Source organism: Pseudoalteromonas sp. SS15, from assembly GCF_049257195.1.
Taxonomy (GTDB): Bacteria; Pseudomonadota; Gammaproteobacteria; order Enterobacterales; family Alteromonadaceae; genus Pseudoalteromonas.
In genome coordinates this window covers 175,743-200,250 of record NZ_JBMMUD010000001.1, presented here as the reverse complement: position 1 = coordinate 200,250, position 24,508 = coordinate 175,743, and the positions used below count along the sequence as shown (strand labels likewise).

Here is a 24,508-nt window from a genome sequence, read left to right as displayed (position 1 = left end):
AATACAGTATATGTATAATTAGTCATATCGGCAAGCTTAACAGCGTTACCAAGTGGCGCTATGAAGCGCTTTTAGAATAAAGCCGGCAAAAAAAAGCGGCTTGATGTTTACCAAGCCGCTGAGTTTTTATACCAACTCTCACTATAAGTAGCTCTATTTTGAGAGGTTTGATTTATTACGTACTACTTCAAGCTAAACGCCCTACTTTGCTGATTGCTTTCTAAACGCACTTTATTGCCATTGAAAGTCTCGAATAGTTTTGTATGGGCTGCTTTTGAAAATACATCGTCTCTGGTGTCATAGTCTTCAATCCAAGCCAATAACATGTCTAGATTTTCATCTTGTGCTTCTTTTGATGGGTATTTGTGCGGCTCCCAAGGACGCGCTTTAGCGTTGGCTTTACAGATCTCCACATCTAAATCGATAAAAACCAAATGCTGACACTGCTCTGTGATCGGTTTAATGAGATCACTATAGCAACCCTCAATCACCCAATCTGAATGGGACCGAACAAACTCACTGATTTTATCGAGCGAAGACTCAAGTGGTGCCCGAGTTGGTGGTGACGTGGGCAACCAAGCAAGTGTATCTAAATCTAAATGTGCGGCTGAATGTGCTTGTGCTAAACGCTTTGAAAGCGTTGATTTTCCAGAGCCCGAGTTCCCAAAAATAATCGTTTTCATTCGCTAGTCCTTATTGATTCAGCCACAAATAAATTGATTAATGAAGCGCCGCTGTAAATGGGATCTTTTTACAGATCTCAGCTTCAGCTTCCAGTATTTCAGCTAAGCGAGCATCAATAATGTCTTTATCGAAGTATTCGTAGCCCAATTCTACAAACAGGTTTTTATGTTTTTCTTCTGATTTAGCAATGGCAACATAAAAGTCTTTCTCTTTGCATTCTGGTAAAGCTTCCGCAACTAAAGAAAAACGTTCGTGGCCTCGCGCTTCAATCACTGCAGCCACTAATAGACGATCGATTAAGAATTCATCAGTGCCCTGTCTAAATAAAGCGCGCATACCTTTAATATAAGGGTCTTTTTGGTCGTTACCTAAGGTAACCCCACGCTCTGTTAATAATTTCAACACTTGTTTAAAGTGGATCATCTCTTCGATGGCTAAATCGGTCATGGCTTTCACAAGCTTAATTCTGTCTGGGTAATGCCCCAACATAGACATAGCCATGCCAGATGCTTTTTTCTCTGCGGCAGCGTGATCTTGTAAAAAGGTATCAAAATCAGCGAGTACTTTTTCAGTCCAATTAAACGGGGTGTGGTACTTCAGTTCAAACATAAACATTCTTAATCAATATAAACTGCGGGTATTTTAGCGTAGGACATACATGAATTAAACCGATTGCATAAATGTAAGTAAATCGGCGTCTTTATCTACTTTCCCCATGCGCGTAGAGCTGACTTTAAGTGGGTGCTTTAAGTCATTCCAAGCCGTAACCTTACCATTCACGTTGAGCTTAGGCATGTCTGTAATTTCAGTGCTAGCAACATCAACTTCTAGAAAATCACACAGTTTTGTAAAACTGTTTGGCTGGCTAACATTCAAAAACAAATGCTGCGCTTGAGTGTCTTCAAAAAACGTAATGGCTTTGGCTTTATGTGTTTCGTAACACTTAGTAAGAAATTCAAAGTTATCAAGATGCTCGGCATCTAATCCCGAAAAGGAGTTTAAAAAACAGCGCTTGATGGTGTCATTAAAACCCCCTTTATCAGAAAAAAGGTTTCCTGACATGCGCGTTAATAATTTAGAGATAGACGGCAGCCAAACTTCTAAGTCTCTTTCTAAATAGATAAATTTAGCATCAGGATATTTTAGAGACAGCAACGCATAATCATTAAATACGGGCGTGTCGGCAATGACTTGTGCGTTATTAAATGTCTCTATTGTATAAGCTGTATGTGCTGTCGTGAAACCAAGTTCAATGCATGCGGCACATAAGCTTGTTGTGCCCGTTCTCGGTAACCCGATAATAAAGATTTTACTCATAATGCGCCCTACAATAGTAAGCGCGCATTATAACGAAAAATTTATACCAATCCTCTTAATTAAGCGATCTATTTAGAGCCAAGAAAAACTTGTCGATAGCACCGCTAACGCGTCCTGCTCTCGCTGAGGTACCTACATCCATATAGGCAAATCGAAATTTTGCTATTTACTTGTTCTAAATAAGAAATTTTCAAAGACGCTAGCGTCAGTTTTAGTCCCTCAAAATAATTGAGTATTATTGAGGATGGGTATCACTGTTTAATTAAATAAGTAACGAAAACTTCTGAAGAAATAACAATATCAGAGACATTATAAGCCTGACTACGAGCTTGCCCCGTCTCAATCATCGTCTGTCTTGCATATGGTGTTGGCATAGATGGCGCATTTGCAAAATTTACAGAGTAAACACGGTCTAATTTCGCATCGAATGCGCTGGCAAGTTCTTTAGCTTCAGATTTAGCGTCTTTTATAGCAAGCTTTTTAAGCTGATTTTGCACTTCATCAGCTTTTGAATAAGAAAACTGCGTAAAACCAATTTCATTGACGCCGGCTTCAACAAGTTGTTGTAAAAATTGCGCATATTTATCGACATCTGTCAGCTTTATCTCAACATTACGTGTTACCTGAAAAGTCGTAAACTCTTGCTGTTGCGTGCCTCGGTTGTATTCATGTTGGCGATAAATATTAAGTTGCGATGCATCAATGTTGTTTTTACTGACATTAAAAGTATTAGCGACTTTAATAACTCGCGCAATCACACTGTCTACTTCATCTTTTGCTTTGTTAATGTTTTTATTGGACTGAGAAATTGCAACACTTAAAACAACTTGATCTGGCTGAACAAGCTTCTCTGCGTACCCTGCCACACTTAAGTGTGGACTTGTTGGCTCTGCATAAGCGTAATTAAAACTTGAAGATAAAAGTAAAGACGATACGGCTAGTAATTTTTTAAACATACCTGCTCCATTTATAGGTATTAAGCCAATATAAGCGACAAACAGCCTAATTTGACCAAAGATGCGCTATTAAAGTAAAAACTTGATTAATTATGGCTGAATAGAAAAGGCAATTTTTAAAGAGTCGCTAATAAAGTCACGCTCATGAGGTGAAAATAAGTCTCTATGCGCTTCAATTATCAACTCTTGAACCTCTGATTCGGCCATTTTTTTATTAAATAAATTAATCGCTTGTTTTCCTTGCGGTGTTTTTGCACAAGCAATATAACCAAATACACTCGGCGCTTGATCAATTATGCGATGAAAACTAATTTTATTTTCACCTAGTACCTTCGCATACTCGCTTATTATGACTGACGTATATTCAATCATGCCATCAAAGCGACCTTGCATGAGCATTTTGCGTAGACGCTTCGCGCTTTCTTCTCCTTCATTCACAACAAATAGCTGTGGATGGGACTTAATAAAATCATCAATGTTTTTTCCGTAACTTCGGCCTTTCGTTATGGCAATCTTAAAGTCGGTTTTGACTAAATCATTTAAAGCAACATCAGCGGAGAATCCTTTTTTATCTCTTAAAACTAATCTATTCGCAGGAAATGCCGTAAGCGGTCTGGCTGAGAAATAAGCTAGGGCTTCACGTTTTGGGTTTTTAACTTTGTTATACAAACACGTATTTGGATACATACTCAAAGTTCGCCACTCGCGAATGCGACTTGCGGGCATAAAGTCTATTTCTAACTGCGGATATAGTCTTTTTGAAATATCAATTAATAAACGTGTAACCATATCGGCACTACTTTTAGGACTCGGTACATAGTCAGAAGCGATATTCACTTTTAAAGGTGCTCCATAAAGTCCGATACTAAATAATCCCAATAAGAACACTAGCGCATACTTCATCAACTTGCCTCACCACATAGTTAAGGTAATTAACCTGAACTCAGGTTAGTACCAATCCGCTTAACTAAGTGATCTATTTTGAGGCAAGAAAACCTTGTTGGTAGCAAGGCAAAGATTTCGTTATTTAGTTGTTCTAAATTAGAGGTCTTTAACACAGCTATCATCAGGTTTAATCCCTCAATATGATTAAGTGTTATTGCGGATTGTTATAAGTATAGAAGCTTGGAAAAATTAGACATAAAAAAAGCCAGCAATCTTGCTGGCTCAATTTAAATTACAAGCTAAGTATTAAATACTACAACGCTTGTAATTACGGTACTCAGGGTACCAGTAGTTTTTATCGATTGCTTTAAGAATAGCTTCATCAGACATTTCTAATGCAACGCCTTCTTCCATCGCTTTCTTAGCAACAGCAAACGCAATCTTCTTACTTAATGGCTCAATCTCCACCAGCGCAGGTAATAAACTGCCTTTACCTGTGTTTGCACGAGGTGACGCTTCAGCAAGCATTTCACTTGATACCATCAGCATTGCATCAGTTATGCGCTTGGCTTTAGCTGCAATAACGCCTAAACCAATACCTGGGAAAATATAGCTATTGTTACACTGAGGAATAATGAACTTTTCACCATTATATTCCACTTCACCGAATGGGCTACCAGTTGCAACAATCGCTTGGCCATTCGTCCACTCGATAACATCTTTTGGATGTGCTTCAACTTGGCGTGAAGGGTTACTTAACGGGAAGATAATTGGCTGCTCACACCCTGCATGCATCGCTTTAATCACTTGCTCAGTGAACAAACCAGGCTGACCAGAAACACCAATCAAAATGTCTGGTTTCGCACAGTGCATTACATCTAATAATGACGCAAAGTCACCGCTATATTGCCAATCAGTTAACGCATCTTTTTGTTGCACAAGCGCAGCTTGGAAATCACGTAGCCCTTCCATACCTTCAGTAAGTAGACCGAATCTGTCAACCATGTACACTTGGCTACGCGCTTGCTCATCTGAAATGCCTTCAGATACCATTTGACTGATTATCTGCTCAGCAATACCGCAACCCGCAGAGCCTGCACCTACAAACACAACTTTTTGGTCGCTCAGTTTTACGTCTTTAACACGGCAAGCAGCAAGTAAAGAGCCTACAGTAACCGCCGCAGTACCTTGAATATCATCATTAAAGCTACAAATCGTATCTTTATAACGCTTAAGTAGAGGCATGGCATTTGGTTGTGCAAAATCTTCGAATTGAAGAAGCACGTTTGGCCAACGACGTTTAACCGCTTTGATGAATAAGTCTAAAAACTCGTCGTATTGCTCTTGGTTGATACGCTTATGACGTGCGCCCATATACATAGGATCAGCAAGTAACTTCTCGTTATTAGTACCCACGTCAAGCATAACAGGTAACGTGTAAGCAGGGCTAATACCGCCACAAACGGTATAAAGAGATAGTTTACCGATTGGAATACCCATACCACCGATACCTTGGTCACCTAAACCAAGAATACGCTCACCGTCTGTAACAACAATCACTTTTACCTTGCCTTTTGTCGCATTACGTAAAATATCATCGATGTTGTGACGCTCTTCATATGAAATGAATAGACCGCGAGAGCTGCGATAAATATCAGAGAATTTTTCACATGCATCACCTACCGTAGGCGTATAAATGATAGGCATCATTTCTTCTAAATGATCACGGACTAAACGGTAGTAAAGAGTTTCATTGTTATCTTGAATTGCACGCAGATAAATGTGCTTATTTAAGTTATCTTTGAATGAAGAGTACTGCTGATAACAACGCTCTACCTGCTCTTCAATGGTTTCGAAACGCGGTGGCAATAAACCATTCAGGTTAAAGTTCTCACGCTCTGATTGACTAAATGCACTACCTTTATTTAATAAAGGCGTTTCTAACAGGTTAGGACCTGAATATGGGATATATAGATAATTTGGATCGGTTTGTTTAGTCATATTTACTTGTAATGATACGTCTGGCTGATTTTATTATTACTTAGCTGTGAATAAGCAAGAAAGCAAAAAATTGCTTGTAAATAAAAAAGGCGCTTTAACACAACTAAATAATTAAAGAGCCTTGCAGTATATCTTAAAAATATCACTAAACCTATGGGTTTAGCCGTCATTCACCGAGCACAATACCCTCTCGTCGAGGATCTGCGCCACCTACAAGACGACCTCCGACCAGTTCGATACCGTGTAAACCTGAGTTCAAATCTCGAATAAAGACTTTATGGCCTAAACTTTCGAAATAACCTTGGTGTTTTTCAAGTTCAGTGCCTTTTTCTAAAGTCGTGACTTTATTGCGGTTAGTTACTTTAGGAAGATTAATGGCAGACTGTATATCTAACTGCCAATCTAGTACACCAATGACTGTTTGCGCAACATAGTTAATAATACGACTTCCCCCCGGAGAGCCGACGACTAAACGTAGACTGCCATCTTTGTTGAACACCATAACAGGCGACATAGAGCTACGTGGACGTTTATTGGCTTCAACGCGATTAGCGCGCAATTGGCCATTCTTTTTAGGAGAAAGCGCAAAGTCGGTTAGTTGGTTATTTAACAAATAGCCATCAACCATAACTGTCGAACCGAAGGCCATTTCAATAGAGCTGGTCATAGAGACCGCATTGCCCGCTTGGTCCACAATTGAAACATGGGTAGTTGAAGGCAGTTCATAGCTGTTATCAGCGGCATAACTTAACGTGCCGTTTAGCGGCTTACCTACTGGGACTTTATGGTTATCTGTGTCTGAAATCAGCTTTGCACGTTCAGCTAGATATTCATCATCAAGTAGTGCATCGGTTGGCACAGTCACAAAGTCAGGATCAGCCACATAATGATTTCTGTCTGCAAATGCCAAGCGTGAAGCTTGGGTAAATAAGTGCAGCGCTTTAGGGTCATTAGGCTGATATTGGCTTAACTTTTTACCTTCGAGTAATTTCAAAATTTGCAGTACAGCAACGCCACCACTACTCGGAGGTGCCATAGAGCACACTTTGTAAGCATGATAAGACGTACAGATAGCGTCTCTATATTTACTTTGGTAATTTTCCAGGTCTGATAAAGACAATAACCCAGGTGCAATTTCAGAGTTTTGCACTGCATCAACCATATTTTTTGCATGTTGGCCTGTGTAAAAAGCAGAAATACCCTGCTCAGATATATTCTTATATAACGTAGCCAATTTAGGGTTTTTACGAATACTGCCCACTGCTAAAGGTTGATCATCTGGGTAAAAATAGGCTTTCGCTTCGGGTAAACGGGTAAGACCCGGATTAAACTTTTTAGACAACAACATATTTAATCGTGGCGAAACAACAAACCCTTGCTCTGCTAAATCAATGGCTGGTTCAAATAACTCTGCCCAAGCCAATTTACCATGTTCTTTGTGTGCTTTATCAAAGGCGTGAAGAATACCGGGCACACCCACCGAACGACCACCTACAACGGCCTTAATCCAAGGCACAGCCTTACCATTGTCATCTAAGAATAAACTAGAGGTTGCTTTAGCGGGTGCTGTTTCGCGGCCGTCTAACGTTGTAAGTGTGTTTTCACTTTGATCGTAATGCAAAATAAAAGCACCGCCACCAATACCTGAAGATTGAGGCTCAACCAAGGTTAAAACCAATTGCGTGGCAATTGCCGCATCAATTGCACTGCCGCCCTTATCGAGCATTAACTTTCCCGCTTTAACAGCGTAAGGGTTTGCAGCCGCAATCATATAATTATCGGCGATTTGCTTTTGCTTTTTTGTAAAACCAGTGGCTGCTTCTGGCTCTCTTACTTCTTGTTTTGGTGAGATTTGGCTAGAGCAGGCACTTAATAAAGCCAATGAACAAAGCGATAACGCAAAAGGCAGAGATTTGAATGTCATAGTTGTTGTCATTAATTTTCAAGTTCTGGTTTGCATGATAAGAGTAAACGGGCAAAATATGCAAAAAATAAAAAAGAATTTTGATTGATGATCCAATTGCCACTAGATAAAAAATACATATTGCCTCCCATCCTGCTTGCATTATTAAGCTTTACCTTAATGATCCTAAATACCAATGACTTACTAGAGTTTCATCGAGATAAAATCGAAGCAGGTGAAATCTGGCGGATCTTTACAGGCCAATTTGTACACACGAACACAACACATTTACTACTTAACATTGTAGGTATTGGTTTCATATGGCTGTTACACGCAGAACATAGAACACAAAGCCAATATTATATTCATACCGCTTTCTTAGCTTTATGGACAGGATTGGGTATTTGGCTATTTGTACCTGATATAAAAGTCTACACTGGGCTAAGTGGCCTGTTACATGGTGTTATCGTTTGGGGCGCACTTAAAGACATTCAAGTGGGTATGCGGTCAGGCATTCTTTTGTTCATTGGTATTTGGGCAAAACTCGCTTGGGAGCAATGGGCTGGACCAAGCGCTGAAGTCGGCGAATTGATCAAATCACGTGTCGCCATTGAAGCACATTTAATTGGTGCAATTGGCGGTCTAATAATGGGATTAGGATTAATTAGAAACAAATTAAACGACAAGTCAGGAAAGACAGATTAAATAAATATTAAAAAGGCCATAGAGTGATATGGCCTTTTTAAATTAATAGACTCACTAGTCGATGAGTAATGCTCTCATCGCGTCATCCATTGCGTGTTTGACCACAGGGATATGATCAACATTATAGTCTAGTTTTACGATTTCGAGCTCTTTAAATTGCTCATACTCCAGCATCTCTTGAAACCAATCTACATATCGGCCATTACTTACTTTGCCTCTAGCTGCAATCAAAATGGCTTTGCTTTTTAAACGACTATCAAGCACGCCTCTATCAGAAACAAGTAAAGGGGTAATTTCTGTATGCGCCCAAAAGCTACCATCGAACGAGACATGCGCGCTAAAAAACGGATCTTGTGGGTCATCCATTAACATGGCTAAACCTGTAAACAAACCGGTATAAGAGTGTCCAACTATGCTGCGTTTAGATTGATTTATTGGATAATTCGACTCTAATTTTGGCGCTAACTCATTAACAATGAAATTAAAGTAATCTTGCGCTAACGGCCATTGAGAGTAATCTTCACGGTGCTTGTAGCTAGCATCGACAAAGTTTTCAATGCCAACAATAATGGCTTCAATTTCTAGTTCATCCAAACTATCGGCCACTTTACTAAAATGCCACTCTGCGTCTAAAACATATAAAACAGGGTAAGTTTTATTGGCACTTATGTTTTTTGGCAAATATAGCTGAATTGGATAAGTAACACCTGTAAATGAAGAAGAAACAGGCTTAAGTATTGAACGCTCTCCAGCTTGGAAAGGTTGAAGTGTCTGAGTACTCGGCTTTTCTGAACCGTCAGAACCAGAGCCTCCACACCCAGCAAGAATCAATAAAGAAAAACATAAAATCAGCTTATAGAATGTTTTGAACGAGTAAGAAAACAAATCAATAACCTTATAAGTTTATAAAGATTAAAGCAGCAAAAAGTCACTTTATACGCGACTGCATAAATAAGAAAGTTGAATGAAAAACGCCAGAGCTCTAATCTCTGGCGTTTTGGTAAATCACTCAAGGAAATTGTTATAGTGTTTCTTCTAACCATTTAAAGAACTCACGCTGCCAAACAATGCCGTTTTGCGGTGTCAGTACCCAATGGTTTTCTTCTGGGAATAGTAAGAAGCGACTCTTTAAACCACGTAACTTAGCAGCTTGGAAAGCGGCAATACCTTGCTCAAGTGGTACACGGTAATCTTTTGCTCCATGGATAACAAACATCGGAGCATCCCACTTATCAATGTGATTGATTGGGTTAAATTGACCGTATGCTTTGTTTGTAGATGCGTTATTTTCCCAATAAGCACCGCCTAGCTCGTTATTTACGAAGAACAGCTCTTCAGTTGTGCCGTACATACTACGTAAATCGAAAATACCACAGTGTGCAATAAAGGTTTTGAATCGACCTTCATGGTTACCTGCTAAATAAAACGCAGAATAGCCACCGTAGCTCGCGCCTACAGCACCAATTCGAGACTTATCAACGTAAGACTCTTTCGCAACATCATCAATTGCAGCAAGGTAATCTTCCATTACCTGACCACCCCAATCATTACTGATGTCTCTGTTCCATTGCTCACCGTGACCTGGCATACCACGACGGTTAGGTGCAACAACAATATAGCCCTGAGAAGCCATTACTTGGAAGTTCCAACGGAAAGAATAGAACTGTGAAAGTGCAGACTGTGGACCACCTTGTAAATAAAGAAGTGTTGGATACTTTTTCTTCTTATCAAAGTTAGGCGGGTAAATCACCCAAGTCAGCATGTCTTGACCATCTGTTGTTTTAACCATACGCTTTTCAACGTTTGGTAAATCAAGACCCGCATAGAAAGCATCGTTCTCTTTGGTTAGAGCAGTCAGCTTTTTGCTGCGTAGGTCAAAGCGATAAATTTCACGTGCCGCATTCATGCTATTACGGGTAACGACGAGTTTATCTTTTAGCACAGCGACAATGCCATTTACATCAAACTGACCTTTAGTAAGCTGTTTAATTTTTGGCTTAGATTTACCTTTTGTATTCACAGCAACTTGGAAAAGTTGAACTGTGCCATCGATAGGCGCAATAAAGTAAATGCTTTTACCATCATGACTCCACTTAAAACTATTTACTGTGCCATCCCAGTGCTCAGTTAAGTTAAGCTCACGATTTTTAACTTTAACGATAATATCGTTTTTATCTGCTTCGTTACCTGCTTCATCCATTTGAAGCCAAGCTAAGTGGCCTTTTACAGAGAATGCAGGGTATTTGTCGTAACCTAGATTACTTTCGGTGATATTGGTCGTCTTTTTGCTTTTAAGGTTATAACGATAAATATCAGTATTAGTGCTTTTTACATACTCAGTACCAGTAAGCTTTTTGCTTACATAATAAATGTTTTCACCCTTTGGACCCCATGTATAATCAGCGGCACCACCAAACGGCGATGTTGGGCTATCAAACGGCATGCCCTTCATGATATCGACTTTTTCTTCTGTCTTAAGGTCTTGGTAGAACACATGTTTATACTTACCGTCTTTCCAAGTATCCCAATGACGGTAATTTAAATCGTCGAACACATACGCATTGGCTTTGCCTAATTCTTTGTAACGTTCTGTCGCAAGTACATCTTCAAGCTGAACTTTTTTGTGGAAAAGTTTTTTCGTGCCATCAGGTGAAAGGCTTTTGTCGATCACAACACCTTGGTAGTTTTCTAATAGTTGTGCATCGCCACCATTTAAAGAAACCTGATAAACTTTGCTATCAAAACTATTGTTTTCAATGCTCGGTGTTGTAACTTTATAAATAACGTGGGTTTTATCTTTATTAAGGCCTAAGGCACTGACTCTTTTTAGTTCCCACAACTTTTCTGGTGTCATCACCTCATTGGCAAAAGCACCAACACTTAAAGCCAGTCCTAAGCTGACTGATACAATCGTTCGCATCATCGCGAATGTCCTCCAAAAATAAATCGTTCTAAGAGTACATAATTAGAGGACGCGTGAATAGTAGATGAGATAATATAATGATTATCTTAAATTGATTTGTTTAAAACTGACTCTAGCCGAGTACGATTGCAGTTTTGAAGTATGAGGAGTTTTAGATAGCACCTCATACTTAATTAGATTATAAGAATGCGGGTAAAACCGTGTTCAAAGCAGCATCAAGAATTCTATCTTCTCTGTCGTGCCCCTTTATCACAACAACCAGATCAAGCTCTTTTACTGAAATAACATATTGACCGCCACCGCCCCATGCAAAGTTAGCTTTATACTGTTTATCATCTATCGCAATATCCTTCTGATAAATAAAATAGCCATACATAAAGGTGTCGGGGATCCATGTATCAAGCGGATCAACAATGGCAGAATTCGCTTTATCTAAGTACGCTTTAGAAACAAGTTGCTTACCTTGCCACTGACCATCATTGAGTAATAGGCTTCCCCATTTTAGCATGTCTCTTGATGTGAATTTGGCTCCATACCCGCCTGTGGGTAAGCCACTGATAGACTCTCTCCATTGATAATTTTTAATCCCTAACTTATCTAGCAACTCGGTTTTAATAAATTGTTCTGCACCGCCAGGCACTACAGCATCAATGACTTGCATTACCAGCACATCATTTAAATTTCCATATGCATAGGCTTGTGAATCGTCTGTAATGGCTTTAGAAGTTTCAAATATCGCTTGTATATGTTTTTGCCCTTTCAGTTTGTCTGGTTGTTTTTCAAGTTCTTTAATCGTTTCTTGATCAATTTTAATCCCACCTCGCATAGTCAGTGCTTTGTGGAGCGTAATTTTTTCAACTCCAAACACAAATTTGCTCGGATCTAAGTCAGAGAAAAAACTCACTAATGGCTTATGTAAATCGTCTAGAGTTAAATGTCCCTTTTGAATTGCGATACCAACGATGAGACTCGTAAGGGCTTTTGTCGCAGAGGCTTGTCCAGTAGGTAAATCTACTCTTGAACGGCGGTAATAAGATTCATAAATCAATCTATCTTTGTGACTGATAAGTAAACTGTCATACAAGCCATACTTTCCTGACTGAATGTCTTTTGATAATTGAATAATTTGACTTTTATTTTTGGTAATTTTAGAAAGGTCGCCTACTTCTAACCCATCCATTCTTTCTTCGGGACGAGTACTAATATAAGCACTTTCTAAGTATGGTAAATCCCAAAATGACATGGTTTGTTCATTTTTAGATGCAAGCGGTAGTTTTTTGGTAAACTCATGCGATACCGCATTACTTGATAAAATGCTCATAGAAACAATTAGTGTAATGCTTAATTTTGTTTTAAGACTCATACAGCCTCCTTTTAGTCAGTTCTAGAACAAAGTTACTTAAAACATTTAAAAACACATGAAATGACAATGATTTTCTACTGACGTTTACCTGATAATTTTTAAAAGCATAGATATCAGTTAGTTAGATAATTGCGTTTTGAAAGACCCAAAGGTACTCTATTCATAAATAACTTAATTCTAATTGGCACTTCGAGCTGGCATGGCAGAGCAATATAAAATTGGCGAATTTCTTATAGACCTTTCGCGCAATCAAATTACACAAGACACTAAACCACAAATTATTCCGCCAAAAGCCCTCGCCGTTCTTACTTATTTAGCCAAACATCAAGGCAAAGTAATTAGTCAGGACGAGTTATTAGATAACGTATGGAAAGGCACAGTTGTCTCACCTAACACATTACAACGCAGTATCGCCCAGCTCAGAAAAGCATTAGGCGATGATGGTAAAGAGCAAACCTATATTAAAACCCATGCAAAACAGGGTTACAGCCTTGAGCAAAACGTACATTGGCTCACCAAAGAAGAGCAAGCAATACAATTCCAAAAGCAAGATCCTGCAGACACACTTTTAGGTCATGTTAATAAAATTGGTCAATGCGATGACTATGAAGAAAGCATTAATAAGCCACTTTTAAAAAACACATACGTCTTGTCTTTATTTACATTCTTGATCCTTGTAGTAATAAGTGTTTATTACTTCACAGCACAACCATCAAAACCTTTTTCTATTGGCCAGATCAGGGCCCTCACCGCTACAGACGGCAAAGAATTAGCCAGTATTTATTCCCCAGATGGTAAGTACATTATTTTTCATCGTTACTCAGAAGAAGAATGTATTAATGATATTTGGGCAAAAAACCTCGAAACACAGCAAGAATATAAACTCAGCAAAAATATGGATATCTATGGACAACACCGCTTCTCAAAAGACGGAAAGAAAATCATTGTTATACGAACCGTTGACTGTGGTGAACCTGTTACGCAGAAAAAATGCTATCAGCTTATGAGTCTTGATTTCGAAAAAGCCTTAAACGCACCGCAGGAAATGGATTTAATCCTAGAATGCAAAAACTCCGAGATTAGACGTCCTTATTGGCTAAACAATGGCAATATTGCCCTTATGCAAAAACACACTGAGCGTTGGCAACTAGTCAGTTTTGAAAGTAACGAAAAGCATAGCAAAGTACTCCACAGTGGCTTTGTTTATCACTACGACTATTCGCCAGAACAAGATTTACTGGCCGTCACGAGTATAAAGGAAGATAGCCAGTACTATATAGATATCATTAAACCTAACGGCGAGCTGATTTCTAGCCACCCAATTCATTTACCTCCAGAAATTACAGGCCACCGTTTTATTCGCCCTAACTTTTCGCCAATTGAAAACACATTAATTTTTAGTACAGGTAGGCAACTGTTTTCAATGACGTTTGATGGCGAAATCCAGAATATTAGTATTCCTGTTGACAAGCCTTTCTCAAGTCCAATGTTTCACCCTGATGGTGATAGAGGCCTGGTTATCAAAGGGGTATATGATACCGATATCATATCAGTCGATTTAAACGATGGCTCATCAAGTGTTATTTCAAGGTCAAATACAGCTGAAAATAATGCAGTGTATCAACCAAACGGCAGTTATATTGCCTTTGAATCAGCCCGCTCAGGTGAGGCACAAGTTTGGGTTACAAATCACAGTATCACTACGCAACTGAGTCAGTTACCAACAGACAGCTATGTCACTGGTATGAAATGGTCGAGCGATGGTAAAAATATATTAATGAGCGCAAATAGCACGTTATTTAATATTTCTTTAGATAAAGTACAAACACCAATAAAGACAAGCTTACCCATACTTGCATTATTACACTGGGACGATAATAAAAACTCGGCATTGGTATTTGCACAGTTCAATGGAGTGAAAAAACTGGCTCAAGTAAACTTATCTTCAGGCGTAGTGCAAAAGCTAACAGACAAGCGTGTCAACTGGGCAACAAAAACAGACACTGGCGCAATTGTTCTTACCGATCATATGGGTAGGTTTTGGGTTTCTAGCGCGATAGAGTATCAATCTATTACCGCACTTAATATGCAAGGCGGTGATAACAAACGTTTCTTTATCCGCGATAATAAGATTTACGGCATAAACAACCTAAATCAAGTTTGGTGTTATGACATACAAACTAAAGACTTCGAGACTATTACGACACTTACAAAGAACACCGAAAATATTACAGATATAAAGAACAACAAACTGTTAGTGACAAAAAGGCAAGTTGCCAACAAAGAAGTGGTAGAGCTACTACTAGTTAAATAAGTACCTAAAACCAAAGTGCTTAAGATACTTATTTAAAAATCGGATTAATCTTGGAGAAGAAACGCCAATGGCTGCGCAGCCATGGTTGGTAAAATTTCTGTAATTTCATAATGCGCAAGAGCTTCAATAAAGAATGGGTCTTGCGCAATTACCTTGTCTAACTGCTTTCTATTTTTAATTGTAGAAATGATCACACCACCCGTTCTTGGGTTCTTGCGGCCTGACAAAATAAAGTTGCCATTGCCATAATGCTTATCTAGAAACGTTTTATGCTCTGGAATGTATTTATCAATAACGCTAAGCGGTGCACAGTAACTCAAAGACACAATAAACATAGAAAATCCTTATCTATATGAACAAAAACCTTATCTTAAAGCTTAGGCTGCCTTAAGATAAGGCTCTCGGCCTTTGTGTTTGTTGCTACGTTGATAACTGCCCTTACCTTTTTTAGGCTTTTCGACTTTACTCTTAAACAATACGCTCGTCACAAGCGCCTTAATCGCATTGTCTTTTATCTCACCACGATGGTGATCGTGTTGATATTTTTTATCTTTACTCATCTGTTCCTCTTTTAAAAATGAGTTAATTTCGACTCGGCTATCGTATATAAAAAAACTATAAAAACAATCAATATTTAATCAATTTACAATTTTTTATTTGGTGCGAGACCATGAAAGTTTATGTACAGCTGCTGTAAATTTTTAGGAATCAATGGCCACCCCAAATCAATGGCTTTGGTGGTACAAGAAAAGAACAAGTGCTCAATATAATAGACATCAATATATTCAGCTTCGATATTTGAAGCCGACTCAAACTTTTTACTCATGTAATTTAAATAAGATATAGCTTTATCGATATCGCCTGAATTGAAGGCTTGGTTGGTCAAATCAGAAAAAGCTTCGAGCCTAAAAGTATAAGCCCACTTTTCATGTTGCTCCATTAACGGAACAGCTTCTGGAAAATGTTTACCAATATCTTTTAAAAAGCGCCGTATCTCAACTTTTGACATGGGATCTTTCTAATAATTAAGACTAGATTACCCCCAAAAAGCCCAATAAACCGACTGATAGCAAGAGTAACCACTGCGGTAATTTTATGAATGTACGCGTCTTAAAAAAGAACCACCCAACCACAATAAATACGATAGAAAAAAAGACAAAGCTTGCAGAAAGTAAAATCACAAGGTTCTGAAATTCAACAAAATTAAACCAGCCAATAAAGCATAATGCTGCTGCTGAAATAAAAAGCATCACAGATACCATATGCCAGCAGCCTAACAGGGTTGCTTTTGGTATATCGGGTAAGTCAGATTTAAGAAAAGGCCTGACCGGATCAATCTGACCTGCAATTATATGAACCAATGCCGTTAATAGCGCCAAAATACCTGCTGAAAAAATTAAAGTGTTCATCTTTATTCCTTTAAAAATTAATTACAACTCGACCTAAAGCCAAAGTAAAAGAGGATTGTATGAGTCTAAATCTAATAGTTATACAGAATGCTATCTTTAATCAATGTACCTAATAATGAACATTTAGAAAAGTTTTCTTTCCAAAATACACAAAAACAACAAGAGCTAACTTGCTGCTTTTATTTATATTATTTTAATTACACTCGAACGTTAAACACACACTAAGTGTGTTCTCTGCTCTAAAAAATGAAGTCAATAAAACTCATACTTTTCTGAGTGCAATTTAGGTGCTACAATCAAATTGTATATTTTATACGATGTTATTTATGATACGTTTTTTATTCTTTAAGGTATTACGATGGAAACAAACAGTACAGATTGGCGTTATACGGTTATGCCAGCCGTTTTTACATGGCTAAAAGAGTCTGAGTCTGGCGCTTTAGAAATTGACTTAGCCGCAACAAAAAAGTATGCGGCAGATATTTTAAGAGTTGAAGGTAAAGCAGGAACCAGAATGGGCGGTTTAGTTGGCTCTGGCACACTTGGCGAAAATAGCTACTTAACAAATGAACAACGCTTATCTTTACTTGCTTCTCTTTCAGAAGTAGCCAAAGAATTTAATGTACCTTTAATTAGTGGTGCAGCGGCAGAAACAAAAGAAGAATTAGCCGATATCGTAAAAGAGCTCGCAAAAGTGGGCGTTGATACTGTTATGGTTATGCCGCCAAAAACCGAAGCTACACCATCAGATGATGAAATGTATGACTATTACGCGTTATCAGCATCTGCAGCTAAAGAAGCTGGGGTTACGATCATGCCATATAATAATCCAGATGCCGCTGGCTACCATGCTCTGTCAACTTCATTATTAATGAGACTTGCAGCTTTACCGGAGGTAACAGCGCTTAAAATCTCAACCACTGATGTATCAGTCATTGAAACACTAATGCTAGAAAACAAAGAATTAAAAGTACTAGCAGGTGTCGACACTGTTACTGTACACGCAGGTCTGGCAGGCGCATGCGGTGGTATTACTGGTGTTGGTTGTATCTTCCCTAAAGCAAGCGTTACGATGCAAGAGTATGTAAATAATGGGCAATGGGCAGAAGCGAACAAAATTTCTCAAGCAATGAACTCTATCTCATACCTTGACGCACAACCATTACTTCTTGAGTACTTAAAGTTTGCTTTTGGTGTTCACCATAATGACGCTGAAGGCGGTTTACGCACACTTGGAAAGAAATTGACTCAAGAACAAATTGAAGATGTTAGAGCAAGATATTTGCTGGCTAAAGAAAGACTTGAATTGCTAGGTTTAGCTGAGTAAAGCTCATAGAATTATATATAAAGCTCTATTTTGGAGCTTTTTATATAGTATAAAGATACCTCAAGGTAACCACATTTTTATATCAATCATAGTTATACATGAAGCTGAAATAACTCATGCACAATACCTGATGGATCTTTAAAAGCAGAATATCTTCCCCAACGATTTTCATTCGGCGAGTCATGAACAAATTGAACACCAAAAGACTTCATCTCTTTAATTCGACTGTCTAAGTCATCAACAGTAAATAATAAAGTAGAATTTGCATTATAGCCATGTGCGTATTCAGTCGCTTTATTTGTGCCTTCAAACATAATGATTTCATGAGCCCCTGATTTCAATTTAATACAGTCATCGTATTGCTCTAGTAATTTAAGCCCTAAGGTCTCAATGTAAAAATGAAGTGACTCCGCAATATTCTTAACAACTAAAAGTGTTAAAGGGCTGTTCATAGCTCACCTTATGTTTGGTTAAAAAAATAGATAACAACTTTAATGTTTTGTTTTTACTCTGAGTTGAGGTTTATGTGCGAAAAAATACATAAAGACTCATAATAACCATCTAGTTATGAAACCCTAGGGTAAACGCATCAAGTTTTTCAGAATATATATTTAGTTATCAAACCCAAAACACTCAAGGATAAAGTTGCAGATACAAATTAGCTGCTTAAAAGCAGCTAAAAAGAATCGTTATGCTTACTTGACCGGAGAAGGTTCATATGTGTTATAAGTACGTTATTTTCCAGCTTTTCCAGCCTCTAAAATTGGGAGTCCAGCCTCTGTTGGAATGTAAATGCGCTCTCCATTACCATCTTGTAGCCCTTTTATCCAAACATAACGTAGATAAGCTTCGTTACCTTTAAGCGATTCGCCGATAATTTTATTAGCTTCAGCAGCAGCTTTCGCGCGTTCAATATCAGCCTGTCCTTCAGCTTTGGCCTGGACTATCTTCGCCTCACCTTCCGCTTGAGCCAAAGTAACTCGAGCCTTAGCTTGCATTAAAGCTGCCTGTTCTCTAGCTTTAGCTTCTTCAATTAGAATTTGCTTACTCCATTCAGCTTCTTTCAGAGCAGCAATACCATTCATTTCGAGCTTGTAAACTTTGTACTTTGGCCACGCCCAAAGCGCTAGGACAATTAGGATTACAAAAAATAATACTGTGGCAACAAGACCGCCAAATGCAATTGCATTTCTATTTGGATGCACGATTTCTCCTAGTACTTATAACGCCTTAATAAACGGCGAAAAATAGCAGGCTAAACTAAGCGAAGAATGAGCGCAAGCCTGCTGTTTTGCGTCCATTGTTTAATTAACTTGTTATATTTCAGTTGCTGAGATCCAAGTAACTCGCAACTGATTGCCTATTTATACACTCACTAAAATATGGCAGTTGCTTATCTACACAAATAATATACTCGTCTGTTAATTCAACCACAGGCTTTATGTCTTTTACCAAATAATGATCATTTACCTTTTTCAAGTGCACTAAAGCGAAATTGAACGAAGTGAATTTAGGTAAACCACTTGAATGAGTGAACCCTATAAACTCAATAATTTCTGGTTCAGGGTTTTCGTTGTACCATTCGTAGACGTTATATTTCAATTCAAAAGCAACATCCATACAAATACCGCTTTCTACATATTTATCACATGACTTTTCGCTTTCGACTACTGAAAAAGGTGACCCCAGAAATACAATATCATTTGCTTGCAGCAAGGAACTAAAGAAAAGAATAAAGACAGTAAAAATTTTCACCAATCTCTCCTTGAAATATAACGCCTTAATAAACGGCGGAAAATAGCAGGCTAAACTAAGCGAAGAATGAGCGCAAGCCTGCTGTTTTGCGTCCATTGTTTAATTAATTTGTTATGAGCCGTTTTTACTTAAGAGGCCCAATAGTTGCTCTGGATTTTTATAGCAAAGAAACTTGAAAGTCTCGCTTGTTGTGAACTGTATAATTACAACACCGAAACCAAAGAGAGCTTTATATTGAGCGTTTTTAATTTGAGCTAGCTCCCTTGAGACTTCATAACCAGTTAATTCATTAAGTACTTTAACTTTTGACTCTGTTATTTCTACAACTTCGGCTTCTTTTGACGCGTAATAAGTTTCAGACATCAAACCTTTGTGGCTCCAGTAGGCTACTGAAGGTATTACTACAAAGCCTAACAATAGGAATTTCATCCCAAACAATAGATCTAAAACGCCAGAGATTAATACCAAAAGACATAAACCTAAGCTAATTTTAGAATCTACGACTTTGTATCTAGCTTTATCAAATTTAAATTTCACACTGAAATCTCATAAGGCTCATAACGCCCGCAACAGCGGAAATTTGGGAGCGCAGCGAGTAAATTTTCCGGCTGATTGCACTTGTTAAGCCTCATTGCGACATTAGCTCCGTAACTGTGAAATCAGGATTTTCTTCAAAATCATCCTTATTGATACTGCCTGCATCTACTGCATATTGCTTTCCATCTATTTCAATCCAAAGTGGTTGAAAAGTACTTACATCACCCACAGGATGTCCATGCTCATTCAACTGGATATTTGCATGTTGCATTGAGGGTTTGTTCTCGGGGTTATATTCATACACACAAGTAGTTAGATCATATATTTGCTCAGCACCTAATGGTGGCTTACCCAAATGGTTTATGAAATGTTGTTCTAGTGTGACCATTTTTGAGTTTTCAACGATTCTATCAATAGCTGAAAGTGTAAGCCGCTTAACAGATTTTTCATCTTCTCCATCAAATTGAATCATTAGCTGATCATGCTTCCTTACCTTGTATTTTCCAACTCTAGAAGGCATATCAAAATATGAATGAAGATTGAGAGAGGGTTGTGTTATTGAATTTAATTCATCAAGCAGTTGCATATAAAAGCGAAGAAGCGTATGTCTGCCAGTTGTTCTTAATAGCGCTAGATCATTTCGATCTTGTGGCAGATTGTACATGTTAAAATTGTTTCTTATCTGACCATTAGGGCCGACGATGCCAAGCCCGAGAACAACAACAAAATCAGGCCTCAGATTAATATCATCTAGCTCATTATCTAAGTTCTTAACTTGTTTCGCTATAGCTTCAAGACTTCTATTTGCGGCATAAGCAAATATTGCAGTGACAGGAACCACAGGGCTTAACCCTGCATCCATTCCAGGTATAGATGAGCTAGTAAACCCCTTTGTGGGTATTATTTTCTTTAAACTAGCAATATTATGATAAGCATCTTTGAGCTCATCGCTATCAAGATGCGATTTCATGCTAATAGCACCGAATACGCTTTCTCTTGGATATAAGGAGTGAGAATCAGATTTTAAAAACAAAGGGCAATGATCTTTATCGAAGATCACAATATCTAGTTCACCACTAATTTCATTTTCAGGTGAAATTACCTCGCCCCGACCTACGCCATATTTATTTGGCAAGTACTCTTCAAGAAAGTCTACAAAAGCATCCTCTCTATTATCTCCCTTTCCGCCATTGTGCTTTATTTGAACGGTTTTCTGGAATTTTGCCGATAACTCTAGGCTTATAGCTTCAAATATTTTTCGTATATCCATATCTATCTCGGAGGCTTAACGCTTGCCTAACCGGCGCGAAATAGCAGGCTAAAATTAGCGATGAAGGAGCGCAAGCCTGCTGTTTTGCGTCCTTTGGTTTAGGCACTTGTTATACGCCGACATTGGTATCAATACCATTTCTCTTAATCGTGACTAAGAAGTCAAAAAGTGATTTATTATCAAAAGCTTTTGCTGCAAAGTCTAATTTAAATGACTTACCTTCACGAGTAAAAAATACTAACCTTGAAGCTACTTGTTCACTTACTGCATTGTGCCCAAAGGATAATTTTTCTACAGTGCTAGCGTTTGCACCAATATATTTTTTGAATAGAATTGATGGGGACTTCTTTATCAAGGGTTTTCCATCCTGATATTCCTTTTACTAACAGGATTTCACCTCTAATGGCTAGTCGATATGATGAAAGTGATTTAGTTATCCAGTTTAGGTAAAGGTATATACAGGTGACAAGAACTACCACACCCAAAAGCAAACCTACTTCTCCTGCTAGTTCTTGGTCGATATCTATAAATTCGGTGAGTAACCGCTTAATAATAAATATGAAAAGCATACCATAGAATACAGTAGCTCCTAAGGCTAAAGGCAACCAACCAATAAATGATTTTAGGATTTCTTTTTTGTTATTAACTCTGACTTCCATGATTACTCTTAGTGCGTATAACGCCGTTGTAACCGGCAAAAAATTGTTGGCTAAAATGTGAAGCGAAGCGTAACAGCCAACAGTTTTTTGTCCGTGTTGACGACTTTGATACTCATTGAGCCTCCTCCCCAGCATCGCGATTATTCGTTACGCTGAAAAGGCAACCAACCTTACAGGAGAAAGCTCAATGAACTTTTACAATAACATGCATCCATATTATTGTGGAATCGATTTACACGCTCGCCTACTTTATGTCTGTATCATTGATAATACTGGACTTATTCTTGTTCACAAAAAAATTAAAGATGACCCTCACGCTCTTCTTAATTTAATCAAACCTTACATCGGAGATATTGTTGTTGGTGTAGAATGTATGCATTGCTGGTATTGGGTCGCTGATTTTTGCAAACAACACGCTATCGACTTCATCCTAGGCCATGCCCTATACATGAAAGCCATTCATGGTGGGAAAGCTAAAAACGATAAGATTGATTCTTATAAAATTGCCAAACTCATTCGTGGCGGTAACTTCCCTCTCGCTTATGTCTATGACAAAGAAATGCGTGCTACCCGCGACTTATTACGACGTAGAACCAAAATTGTTCGCCATGGTGCTGACTTAAAAGCCCATGTCGCCAATACTGCTAGTCAGTACAATTTACCTGCCCACAATGTAAATTTAAAAAATGTCTGTGACAGGGAAAAAATGCGTTATTACTTTCCTGATCCAGTCGTTCAGCGCTCTATTAATTTAGACATGGCTATACTCGACTGCTATCACAAAGAGCTCAAACCTTTAGAGCATTACATCGAGCAAATGGCTAAACAGCACAACCCTGTACACCTGAATATTTTACAAACGATTAATGGAATTGGACGTATCCTAGCACTCACCATTATCTATGAGATTGGTGATATTAATCGATTCTCAAGTGTACAAAAGTTCGCTTCGTATAGCCGATTAGTCAAATGTAAAGCTGAATCTGCTGGCAAAATCTATGGCTCACAAGGTAACAAGATTGGTAATGCCCATCTCAAATGGGCTTTCTCTGAAGCCGCCGTTTTACTGCTACGCCATAGTGATAATGCAAATAAGTATATTGAAAAATTACAAAAACGAATGAGTAAAGCCAAAGCGTTATCTGCACTCGCTCATAAGCTTGGCCGCTGTGTTTATTACATGCTTAAAAAAGAGACTGTATTCGATGAAGCCCGATTCTTAAAGAGTTAGTCACGGTACTGAGTGAGCTGAACGTCTAACTGGATATAAGGTTGAGTATCAATCAATTGGGTGAGTTATTAGCCAATATTGCTTTAACCTCATTATATGCCTAAACGCCTAAGCCCATTTGCTTTGATTGGACACTCAGTACGCGTGCATTAATGCAATAAACAAAGTCGCTTACACCTGACTTGAGCCTTAAACTAACTGGATAGATTACTAAACCAGTCACCTTGAATAGCGCCATGATTAGGTTAACCGAAGCATGTCTAGTGCCCCTGTTAAACCACAAGGATATGGAAAAGAAACAGGCTGCGATGAGATCGTGATAAGAGAGCCTCTATATGTGTTTGCCGTAAGCAACTTGCTTAACAGCCGCATCGACAGACGAAGTAAACGAGTTTGTTTATTGATTTAGAATTTGACCGTCAATGAAAAAACGGTCAAAAAGACGACTAATGCCTATTGACAGAGTTAAGGCTCATATGTGTTATGCGTTGACACGCAAATTTAGAAGCGCTTGCGCCTGCACCAATAAGCCAAACTGTTATTTATAAAAACACCCACCAAACTCAAAATTGCAAAGAAGCGTTCGACTGGTGAATGACCCTTCTGGTCACAGCTTAAATTGAAAAACGAAAAGCCAAGACCAACATAAAATTTGATTACGCCACTGTACCTAAAAGCTGATTTGAAGAAAAGACTTGAAGCAAAAACCGTTGTAAAGACAGCGATTTAAAGTGACGCATAACGCTTGCCGTAAACGGCACAAAATAGCAGGCTAAAATTGGCGACGAAGGAGCACAAGCCTGCTGTTTTGTGTCCTTGGTTTAACGGCCTTGTTAGTTACGATACCTTTTGAACATCTGATTTTATTGAAGAAATAAAACCGAGAAGACAAATTATGCTTACTAAACTTAAACAAATAATAGATAACTGATTTAGTTGTAAGTTACCAAAAATAAACAAGTCGCTTACTAGAAGTGCTGTACTTGACATGAAGCCAGCTAGAAAACCTGATTTGTGCTTTTTAAGATTCACCTTATCTCCTTACTGGATGAATTCCATTAGTAACTAACAGCTTATTCTCTCCCAAAGTGCCTGTATAAATACCGACAAAACGGGCTATATTACGTGTCCCAATATTCACACAAGAAAAGTTCATTGTAAACATGAGTTTATAATGTCCAATTTTGTTCACCTGTGAAAATTGGACAAAACGCGCTGTAATAATGTTATTGGACAAAATTAAATGACTGTATGAATAAACAGTGACAT

24 protein-coding genes are annotated in these 24,508 nt (G+C 38.3%); 4 read left to right on the top strand and 20 right to left on the bottom strand.

What is annotated here, in order from left to right; genetic code table 11:
- Nucleotides 1-182 precede the first annotated feature (182 nt).
- The 7 genes from AAEU28_RS00890 to ggt all read right to left on the bottom strand — a co-directional run bounded on the left by AAEU28_RS00890 (nucleotide 183) and on the right by ggt (nucleotide 7,767).
- Complete coding sequence (locus tag AAEU28_RS00890; RefSeq protein WP_421962555.1) at nucleotides 183-683, bottom strand: shikimate kinase; 501 nt, start codon at nucleotides 681-683, stop codon at nucleotides 183-185.
- Nucleotides 684-720: 37 nt separating this feature from the next.
- Nucleotides 721-1,293 carry a tRNA-(ms[2]io[6]A)-hydroxylase gene (locus tag AAEU28_RS00885; protein WP_421962554.1) on the bottom strand — a complete coding sequence of 191 codons (573 nt, stop codon included), beginning with the start codon at nucleotides 1,291-1,293 and terminating at the stop codon, nucleotides 721-723.
- 54 nt (nucleotides 1,294-1,347) lie between these two features.
- Complete coding sequence (locus AAEU28_RS00880) at nucleotides 1,348-2,001, bottom strand: sulfotransferase (protein WP_421962553.1); 654 nt, start codon at nucleotides 1,999-2,001, stop codon at nucleotides 1,348-1,350.
- 251 nt (nucleotides 2,002-2,252) lie between these two features.
- The gene (locus tag AAEU28_RS00875) at nucleotides 2,253-2,957 is read right to left on the bottom strand and encodes an SIMPL domain-containing protein (RefSeq protein ID WP_421962552.1); all 705 of its coding nucleotides are present in this window, start codon (nucleotides 2,955-2,957) and stop codon (nucleotides 2,253-2,255) included.
- Nucleotides 2,958-3,047: 90 nt separating this feature from the next.
- Complete coding sequence (locus AAEU28_RS00870; protein ID WP_421962551.1) at nucleotides 3,048-3,860, bottom strand: ABC transporter substrate-binding protein; 813 nt, start codon at nucleotides 3,858-3,860, stop codon at nucleotides 3,048-3,050.
- Nucleotides 3,861-4,148: 288 nt separating this feature from the next.
- Nucleotides 4,149-5,843, bottom strand: a complete 1,695-nt coding sequence (locus AAEU28_RS00865; protein WP_421962550.1) for an NAD-dependent malic enzyme — start codon at nucleotides 5,841-5,843, stop codon at nucleotides 4,149-4,151.
- Nucleotides 5,844-6,009: 166 nt separating this feature from the next.
- Complete coding sequence (ggt, locus tag AAEU28_RS00860) at nucleotides 6,010-7,767, bottom strand: gamma-glutamyltransferase (protein WP_421962549.1); 1,758 nt, start codon at nucleotides 7,765-7,767, stop codon at nucleotides 6,010-6,012.
- A gap of 87 nt (nucleotides 7,768-7,854) precedes the next feature.
- Here ggt and rrtA point away from each other — a divergent pair, with 87 nt between their 5' ends.
- The gene (gene rrtA / locus AAEU28_RS00855) at nucleotides 7,855-8,451 is read left to right on the top strand and encodes a rhombosortase (RefSeq protein ID WP_421963086.1); all 597 of its coding nucleotides are present in this window, start codon (nucleotides 7,855-7,857) and stop codon (nucleotides 8,449-8,451) included.
- Between the two features lie 54 nt (nucleotides 8,452-8,505).
- On the opposite strand, the gene AAEU28_RS00850 is transcribed toward rrtA, so the two are convergent.
- The 3 genes from AAEU28_RS00850 to AAEU28_RS00840 all read right to left on the bottom strand — a co-directional run bounded on the left by AAEU28_RS00850 (nucleotide 8,506) and on the right by AAEU28_RS00840 (nucleotide 12,737).
- Nucleotides 8,506-9,336: an alpha/beta hydrolase gene (locus tag AAEU28_RS00850; protein WP_421962548.1), complete on the bottom strand. Its 831-nt coding sequence runs from the start codon at nucleotides 9,334-9,336 to the stop codon at nucleotides 8,506-8,508.
- Between the two features lie 136 nt (nucleotides 9,337-9,472).
- Entirely contained in the window at nucleotides 9,473-11,374 is a 1,902-nt protein-coding gene (locus AAEU28_RS00845) for a S9 family peptidase (RefSeq protein ID WP_421962547.1), read from the bottom strand.
- 178 nt (nucleotides 11,375-11,552) lie between these two features.
- On the bottom strand, nucleotides 11,553-12,737 hold the full coding sequence (locus tag AAEU28_RS00840; protein WP_421962546.1) for a serine hydrolase domain-containing protein: 1,185 nt from the start codon (nucleotides 12,735-12,737) through the stop codon (nucleotides 11,553-11,555).
- A 199-nt stretch (nucleotides 12,738-12,936) separates the two neighbouring features.
- Here AAEU28_RS00840 and AAEU28_RS00835 point away from each other — a divergent pair, with 199 nt between their 5' ends.
- Nucleotides 12,937-15,051, top strand: coding sequence for a winged helix-turn-helix domain-containing protein (locus tag AAEU28_RS00835; protein ID WP_421962545.1), 2,115 nt, complete (start codon nucleotides 12,937-12,939; stop codon nucleotides 15,049-15,051).
- Between the two features lie 44 nt (nucleotides 15,052-15,095).
- On the opposite strand, the gene AAEU28_RS00830 is transcribed toward AAEU28_RS00835, so the two are convergent.
- The 4 genes from AAEU28_RS00830 to AAEU28_RS00815 all read right to left on the bottom strand — a co-directional run bounded on the left by AAEU28_RS00830 (nucleotide 15,096) and on the right by AAEU28_RS00815 (nucleotide 16,460).
- Complete coding sequence (locus tag AAEU28_RS00830) at nucleotides 15,096-15,386, bottom strand: YciI family protein (protein WP_421962544.1); 291 nt, start codon at nucleotides 15,384-15,386, stop codon at nucleotides 15,096-15,098.
- Nucleotides 15,387-15,428: 42 nt separating this feature from the next.
- On the bottom strand, nucleotides 15,429-15,611 hold the full coding sequence (gene arfA, locus AAEU28_RS00825; RefSeq protein WP_421962543.1) for an alternative ribosome rescue factor ArfA: 183 nt from the start codon (nucleotides 15,609-15,611) through the stop codon (nucleotides 15,429-15,431).
- 83 nt (nucleotides 15,612-15,694) lie between these two features.
- The gene (locus AAEU28_RS00820; RefSeq protein ID WP_421962542.1) at nucleotides 15,695-16,060 is read right to left on the bottom strand and encodes a DUF7674 family protein; all 366 of its coding nucleotides are present in this window, start codon (nucleotides 16,058-16,060) and stop codon (nucleotides 15,695-15,697) included.
- A gap of 22 nt (nucleotides 16,061-16,082) precedes the next feature.
- Complete coding sequence (locus AAEU28_RS00815; protein ID WP_421962541.1) at nucleotides 16,083-16,460, bottom strand: hypothetical protein; 378 nt, start codon at nucleotides 16,458-16,460, stop codon at nucleotides 16,083-16,085.
- Nucleotides 16,461-16,818: 358 nt separating this feature from the next.
- Between AAEU28_RS00815 and AAEU28_RS00810 the strand changes: the two genes are divergently transcribed.
- Nucleotides 16,819-17,787, top strand: coding sequence for a dihydrodipicolinate synthase family protein (locus AAEU28_RS00810; protein WP_421962540.1), 969 nt, complete (start codon nucleotides 16,819-16,821; stop codon nucleotides 17,785-17,787).
- Between the two features lie 92 nt (nucleotides 17,788-17,879).
- Here AAEU28_RS00810 and AAEU28_RS00805 read toward each other — a convergent pair whose 3' ends face one another.
- The 6 genes from AAEU28_RS00805 to AAEU28_RS00780 all read right to left on the bottom strand — a co-directional run bounded on the left by AAEU28_RS00805 (nucleotide 17,880) and on the right by AAEU28_RS00780 (nucleotide 22,008).
- The gene (locus AAEU28_RS00805) at nucleotides 17,880-18,239 is read right to left on the bottom strand and encodes a VOC family protein (RefSeq protein ID WP_421962539.1); all 360 of its coding nucleotides are present in this window, start codon (nucleotides 18,237-18,239) and stop codon (nucleotides 17,880-17,882) included.
- Between the two features lie 282 nt (nucleotides 18,240-18,521).
- Complete coding sequence (locus AAEU28_RS00800) at nucleotides 18,522-18,992, bottom strand: hypothetical protein (RefSeq protein ID WP_404396302.1); 471 nt, start codon at nucleotides 18,990-18,992, stop codon at nucleotides 18,522-18,524.
- A gap of 118 nt (nucleotides 18,993-19,110) precedes the next feature.
- The gene (locus AAEU28_RS00795; RefSeq protein ID WP_421962538.1) at nucleotides 19,111-19,542 is read right to left on the bottom strand and encodes a hypothetical protein; all 432 of its coding nucleotides are present in this window, start codon (nucleotides 19,540-19,542) and stop codon (nucleotides 19,111-19,113) included.
- A gap of 111 nt (nucleotides 19,543-19,653) precedes the next feature.
- Entirely contained in the window at nucleotides 19,654-20,079 is a 426-nt protein-coding gene (locus tag AAEU28_RS00790; protein ID WP_421962537.1) for a hypothetical protein, read from the bottom strand.
- 91 nt (nucleotides 20,080-20,170) lie between these two features.
- Nucleotides 20,171-21,349 (bottom strand): DUF6602 domain-containing protein, encoded by a 1,179-nt coding sequence (locus AAEU28_RS00785; protein WP_421962536.1) that lies wholly within the window; start codon nucleotides 21,347-21,349, stop codon nucleotides 20,171-20,173.
- A gap of 299 nt (nucleotides 21,350-21,648) precedes the next feature.
- Complete coding sequence (locus AAEU28_RS00780) at nucleotides 21,649-22,008, bottom strand: hypothetical protein (protein WP_421962535.1); 360 nt, start codon at nucleotides 22,006-22,008, stop codon at nucleotides 21,649-21,651.
- A 187-nt stretch (nucleotides 22,009-22,195) separates the two neighbouring features.
- Here AAEU28_RS00780 and AAEU28_RS00775 point away from each other — a divergent pair, with 187 nt between their 5' ends.
- Nucleotides 22,196-23,239 carry an IS110 family transposase gene (locus AAEU28_RS00775; protein WP_421962534.1) on the top strand — a complete coding sequence of 348 codons (1,044 nt, stop codon included), beginning with the start codon at nucleotides 22,196-22,198 and terminating at the stop codon, nucleotides 23,237-23,239.
- Nucleotides 23,240-24,508 lie beyond the last annotated feature (1,269 nt).